General features: G+C 37.9%; 7 protein-coding genes. 3 read left to right on the top strand and 4 right to left on the bottom strand.

What is annotated here, in order from left to right; translation table 11 throughout:
- Nucleotides 1–360: 6-pyruvoyl trahydropterin synthase family protein (locus tag ACIQZ6_RS11220; RefSeq protein ID WP_395811125.1), on the bottom strand; the 360-nt coding region annotated here is incomplete at its 3' end.
- Between the two features lie 79 nt (nucleotides 361–439).
- Between ACIQZ6_RS11220 and mqnB the strand changes: the two genes are divergently transcribed.
- The 3 genes from mqnB to rfaD are packed head-to-tail and all read left to right on the top strand — an operon-like array spanning nucleotide 440 to nucleotide 2,949.
- Nucleotides 440–1,084, top strand: a complete 645-nt coding sequence (gene mqnB, locus ACIQZ6_RS11215) for a futalosine hydrolase (protein ID WP_395811123.1) — start codon at nucleotides 440–442, stop codon at nucleotides 1,082–1,084.
- Nucleotides 1,081–1,956, top strand: coding sequence for a menaquinone biosynthesis family protein (locus ACIQZ6_RS11210; RefSeq protein ID WP_395811121.1), 876 nt, complete (start codon nucleotides 1,081–1,083; stop codon nucleotides 1,954–1,956). Before mqnB ends, ACIQZ6_RS11210 begins: the two co-directional genes overlap by 4 nt.
- Nucleotides 1,957–1,983: 27 nt before the next feature.
- Nucleotides 1,984–2,949: an ADP-glyceromanno-heptose 6-epimerase gene (gene rfaD, locus ACIQZ6_RS11205; protein ID WP_395811119.1), complete on the top strand. Its 966-nt coding sequence runs from the start codon at nucleotides 1,984–1,986 to the stop codon at nucleotides 2,947–2,949.
- 181 nt (nucleotides 2,950–3,130) lie between these two features.
- Here rfaD and ACIQZ6_RS11200 read toward each other — a convergent pair whose 3' ends face one another.
- The 3 genes from ACIQZ6_RS11200 to ACIQZ6_RS11190 form a co-directional block, all read right to left on the bottom strand.
- Nucleotides 3,131–3,451 (bottom strand): hypothetical protein, encoded by a 321-nt coding sequence (locus ACIQZ6_RS11200; protein ID WP_395811117.1) that lies wholly within the window; start codon nucleotides 3,449–3,451, stop codon nucleotides 3,131–3,133.
- Between the two features lie 103 nt (nucleotides 3,452–3,554).
- Nucleotides 3,555–4,769 carry a hypothetical protein gene (locus ACIQZ6_RS11195; RefSeq protein ID WP_395811115.1) on the bottom strand — a complete coding sequence of 405 codons (1,215 nt, stop codon included), beginning with the start codon at nucleotides 4,767–4,769 and terminating at the stop codon, nucleotides 3,555–3,557.
- Nucleotides 4,770–5,232: 463 nt separating this feature from the next.
- Entirely contained in the window at nucleotides 5,233–5,505 is a 273-nt protein-coding gene (locus tag ACIQZ6_RS11190; RefSeq protein WP_395811113.1) for a hypothetical protein, read from the bottom strand.
- Nucleotides 5,506–6,308: the final 803 nt, after the last annotated feature.

Below are 6,308 nucleotides of genomic sequence, written 5' to 3'. Positions count from 1 at the left end.
ATGCAAGATGGCACCCTGCCCATCAATATGCGGTTTAAGAACATCAAATATCGTAACAGCCAGCACTTCGGTCGAAGCCATTTTGCCCTTCATAAATTCTACATCAATATTGATGTTCTTATGATCCAAAACATCTGTTACATAAATGGTAATGATTCGTTTCAATTCTTTCAGATCGATTACAAATCCAGTTTCAGGATTAATTTCACCCTTTACCGTAACAAATAGTTCATAATTATGGCCATGCCAGTTTGGATTTGAACACTTTCCGAAAATTTCCTGATTTTGTTCGTCACTCCAATCTTCTCTGTAAAGCTTATGTGCTGCATTAAACCGCTCTTTACGCGTAATATATATCATTTTCAAAAAATTAAAATACAAATATACTCAAACTACAACATGCCTTAATCAATTTTAAGCGAATTGCGTAAATTGCAGCATGAAAATACTACTTGTTGCCGCAACTAGGGCCGAGATAGAACCCTTTCTGACACATTTCTCTTTTAGTGATGTGCCCCCTTTTGAAAAAACCATACGCAATTACCAGATAAAAGTACTCCTAACAGGTGTCGGAATGGTAGCTACTGCATTTGCACTAGGCAAAGCCTTTTCAGAAGAATATTTTGACCTGGCCATAAACGCCGGCATTGCAGGGAGTTTTAATCCCAGTATTAAACCCGGAGATATTTGCCTGGTTAAAGAAGATACATTTGTTGAGTTAGGTGCTGAAGATGGCGACGAATTTTTATCTATGGAAATACTCGGACTTGGCAAGAGCACCTATTTATCAAATCCCCATCCTACTTTTACAAACTCCAGAAACCTGCAGGAAGTGAAAGCAATAACTGTTAATAAAGTACATGGAAATGAGCATTCCATTTTAAAAACCATTGCCCATTTCAACCCCGAAATTGAGAGTATGGAAGGTGCAGCCTTTTTTTATGGCTGTGAACAAGCCCATACCTCGTGCATACAGATCCGGGCAATTTCAAATTTTGTGGAACGGCGAAACCGGGCAAACTGGAACATTGAACTGGCAGTGAATAGGTTAAATGATACGCTGATACACCTTTTTGATTCATGAAACTAAGCCTCGGATTTTCTCCATGCCCTAACGATACCTTCATTTTTGATGCCATGATCCATCAAAAAATCGACACCGAAGGCTTGAGTTTCGATGTGGTATTTGATGATGTTGAAACACTCAATCAAAAAGCATTCCGTGCAGAGCTCGATATCACCAAACTGAGCTACCATGCCTATGCTTATCTCACTGAACAATATGTGTTGCTTCATGCCGGAAGCGCCCTTGGATTTGGAGTTGGCCCATTACTCATCTGTAATAATGAAGATTATATTTCAGCTGATCTCTTGGCAGATCTCCAACCTCCAACCTCCCACTTCCAACCTCAGACTTCAGACCTCCGCATTGGCATCCCCGGCAAATACACCACCGCCAATTTTCTGTTAAGCCTAGCCTTACCTGAAGCGAAAAATAAGATTGAGATGAAATTTTTTGAAATTGAATCTGCCTTATTGAATCATCAGATTGATTTAGGGGTGATTATCCATGAAAATCGATTTACTTACCAAGAAAAAGGTCTGAAAAAGATTATCGATTTAGGTGAATTTTGGGAAAATTTGACGCAAGGACCAATTCCTTTGGGTGGCATTATGGTTAAAAGAGAGCTTCCCGAAAATGTAAAACAAAAAATAAACCGCATCATTAAACGAAGTGTTCAATATGCTTTTGATCATCCAGAATCAGGAATGGATTTTATCTGCTCACTTTCGCAGGAAATGAGTAAAGAGGTGATCAACAAACACATTGAACTTTATGTCAATAAATTTTCAATTGATTTAGGTGAAGTAGGAAGAAAAGCCGTTCAAACTTTCTTTGAGCAAGCACACAAATTAGGAATCATCCCCGAAACGAAACAAAACTTATTCTTATAATTGTACAAATAGAATTAATCATTCAGCATGATCATTATTACAGGCGCAGCAGGATTTATAGGAAGTTGTTTGGTTCAAAAATTAAACGACGAAGGTTTTTATGATCTGGTGCTGGTCGATGATTTTTCAAGTGAAACGAAGAATAAAAATTTTAATGGGAAACGCTATTCCCAACAAATAAATAGGGATGTTTTCGCAGAATGGCTGCGTGAAAACCAGTTGCATGTGCAGTTCGTGTTTCATATTGGTGCGCGTACGGATACTTCAGAAATGGACAAGCAATTATTCAATCGTCTGAACCTAGATTATACAAAGGCTATCTGGAATATCTGTACTGAATTTGGACTTCCTTTCGTTTACGCCTCATCGGCCGCTACCTACGGATTAGGTGAACAGGGATATGATGATGATGAATCAAAAATTCCAATGCTGAAACCTCTGAATCCTTACGGCGAGTCGAAAAATGATTTTGACAACTGGGCTTTAAAGCAGGAAAAGAAACCATATTTCTGGGCAGGACTGAAATTTTTCAATGTGTATGGCCCCAATGAAAATCATAAGGGAAGAATGGCCTCCGTGATATTTCATACCTTCAATCAGATCCGCGAAACAGGTTCCATGAAATTATTTCAATCACATAATCCTGATTTTAAAGATGGTGAACAGATGCGTGATTTTGTGTATATCAAAGACCTAGTCAACGTCTTATATTTTATGATGCACCACCGTAAAGATTCTGGGATTTACAATCTTGGAACCGGCAATGCAAGAACCTTTCTTGACCTAGTAATTGGAACTTTCAGGGCTCTAGATAAAGAGCCATCTATTTCTTTTGTGCCAACTCCTATAGATATTCGTGAAAAATACCAGTACTTCACTGAAGCCAACATGAAAAAACTTCGCTCAATTGGTTATAGTCAAGATTTTTACAGCCTAGAAGATGGTATTGAAGATTACGTGAAAAATTATTTAGTGCCGCAGAAGTTTTTATAATTCGATCTGTCTGTACAGTTTAGCATAATGCTTAAAAATAAAACAGCAAATTAATGTTGTACCGCAAAATCAACGTTAATAATCGCTGGAAACTCAACAGATATTAAATAGACTAGGAAGAATAAGTCAAATGCAAAAGAGAGAGAATATTGTTAAAACAAATTCTCTCTCTGTAAAAAACCTATGGTACCAATTTGACATTGGTTTCTGTTACTATAATCTCAGTTTTTCTCTTTTTTTCACCATCAAAATGCTGTATCACAACAGTTATTGAGTCACCAGAATCGCGATTTTCGATGATCTTAGGATATAAAAATGGACCAATCGAAAATAATTTATAATCTGGTTGTTGATCATAGTGAGCTACACATAATAATATGTTGAACGAAGTCTCATCTGTCTCTGGCATATTCGCACTTCCTGATCCGTTCGAAGTTATAAATGTACTCAGGTATAGTTGCCTTCCAGCAAAAGGCTTATAACTATCAATTGAGCCAATCAACTTGACTATTTCTATCTGAGTAATTTTGGTGACATTAATTGATTGACAAAAGCTCATGGATGCAAAGAGCAAACAAGGGATTAAGATTAATTTTTTCATGATATTAGTCTCCGTTTACAGAAAAATGTATGTGATCATCATGACCTCCAACTGGCCAAGGCTGGCCCCATTTACGTTCAAATGCTGGTCCGAAGTTCTCCCGCCTGTTTGGCACATTCTCAAAAGCATTTTGTAATGCAACAACCAATTGATTGTTAGGACCTAATGCTAATACATAAGATCCGTTTATTTTAGAAATATCAACAGCTATACCTCTATAGTGGTTGCTTTTAATAGAGTGGCCACCATTAGTTGTTGCCTTTATATATAGTTGGTTTATTGTTACACTCGAACTTGCTATATTCAATGCGTCTTTCAATGCTTCCACTAGTCTGGTAGCAACAGGCTGGTTTGCAGAGACTAGGTCCTTGGTAGATCCAAAACTTATATTTACAATTTGCCCATTATCGAGCGTGAAAGTTGATGGTATTAACTGCGTTGGTCCTGACCAATCAGTGTTATCATCAGAATCGTTGTAGTCATTGCCATCATAGTAGCCATATTCTTCCTCTTCAGTGCCGCCAGTTCCGCCACCACCGCCTGACTCAGTCGGAGGGTCTGGAAACCAAATGTCCTGACAAATATCTACTTCCATGTAATCAGTTAGGGAGAACTGATTCCCACACCATCCTTGAGGCGCATAACAAGATGCGCTATATAAAACTATTATTTCACCACCGCACCTACTGTAACCATCTGAGATATAAGTACAGTGGGCTATTGTCGTATAGCATTGCGTTTCCCACGAAGATACAGAACCCGGTATGGTCATTAATTTGTTTATTGTAGTCTTATTGCCTTGTTTTCTGTATGAATCATTTAATTGGCCGTTGGTATACTCCAGCATGTAATGTTGTTTACTTTCCAAATTAGAGAGAATTAAGCTTCCCGTAAAAGTTTGCATCTCAAGCTTACTATATTCTGGAACCGAGTTTTTGCTATTCACTGTAGAACTTTGGTAAAATGCTCGATAAAACTCTTTTCCGTTTTTAACCATTAGAAAAGTGGCGGCATTCATTTCGGTGATGGGTACTGTTTTTCCATCTCGCTGGACAATACCCCTAAATTTAAAATAAAAATACGACACGCTGTCATTCACTTTTCGAATGTCTGGATTTTCCCAGTCTGGGGTCCATGAAATTCCTTTTTCTGAATCAGCCTTAAAACCCGTATCCAACTTCAGCTTATAATAATTCTCCTTGATTAATTTAGGTGACACATGCATCTCCTTTTTACTGGAGTTCAGATTTATAAACGGACTCTGGTCTTGTTTGGTACATTTTATCATCGTCAGCGAGATGAGAATTAACAAAAATAAAGTTAGAAAATTTTGTGGATGTAGACCCAGGTATCGGAATATGAACGAGAAATAATGGTTTTTTTTCATAAGTAAAAATTTTAGTTTACAGTTTAATTTCTTCAAAATAAAAAACAGCGATCACACCAAAATTTTATTCCTGAATTAAGAAACAATATATCTGAAACGATTAATTTTTTAAATTATACTTATTTAACGGTATAATTTCAAGGACAAATGGTATTTGTTAGGGAGACTGACTACAATAGATCATTTATTTATCTGTACACATTGCGCTTAAACTGTACAAGTACAAATTAATGTTGTGCCGAAAAATCAATTTTTATACTCGATAAAAACTCCACACACAGAATGAGTCTTGATTCTACAACGTTATAGGCTCATTGGTATTCGCCTTTTTCGCTTCAGTCTGCTTGTCTGGCTGGTAAATAGCTCCAGTTGCAAAATCTACTATAGCTCCGGGCCAGAATAATAATATATCTGCTACTAATGCAACCCCACGAATCTTGCGTGATGGCTCTCCGGCCAATGGCTTAATTCTTTGATATTCAGATACTCTGCCTCCAAAAATGGTAGCACAAGAATTCAAGGAAACAACAAAAATTAGTAATAATAGGTTTACGATGAGTTTCTTCATTGCTTTATGATTAATGGTAATTGGATTAGGTTGAGTGTCGCAATTTAATAATAAAAAATAACCTACAAATCCTCCCTCAAATTCATTGAATTCTTCACACTCAGGATTTTATTTTTTTTATAGGGCTTCATGGTCTCAGCGCTGAAGGGCGATTCGGCATTTGTGCCTTTTGTTTCAAGACAAAAGACACAAATATTCTTTGCCATAGGCAAAAACCTAATTTTCATCAAATAACTAATTTCCCTTATGCTTGGTGGTACCCACCAAGCATTTTATAATTTTATTCCGCTCATAGCCGCGGGGGCCTAGTCCTTTTTCTATAGGAAAAAAGTACCAAAAATCCCACCGCTGCGCCTGCTGCTATGAAGGTCAGTGGGTTGGCTAATTAAGTAATTGCCGCACCAGTCAATGCGGAAGAGAGGTGAACGGAGGTTCAGTGAATGGACGATTTGTTTAAGATTGATATAAGTTTTCCTGTAATTGGAGTTAGCTAGCTTTCATGTATAATTTCCTCCCGCTCATAGCCGCGGGGGCCTTACCTTTTTCTGTAGGAAAAAAGTACCAATGCCGAGGCGGTACGACGAGACCATGAGTGCCTTTAAAAAACAATAGACTACACCGAATAAACGCTACCGCTGCGCCTGCTGCTATGAAAGGTTCTGCGAGGGCTGGGACTGTAATTGCCGCACCAGTCAAGGCGGGAGGAACGGTTATTAAAGGTCTGTGCAAGCGTGGCGGAGAATAAAAATTGTACTTCACCGTCTTACGCGGCATTGGACAGGGTGCTAACTCAAATAACATCC

Source organism: Daejeonella sp. (assembly GCF_044348475.1).
In the GTDB taxonomy this organism is placed as follows: Bacteria; Bacteroidota; Bacteroidia; order Sphingobacteriales; family Sphingobacteriaceae; genus Daejeonella.
The sequence above is the reverse complement of the archived record's forward strand: the minus strand, read 5'-3'. Positions and strand labels throughout refer to the sequence as shown.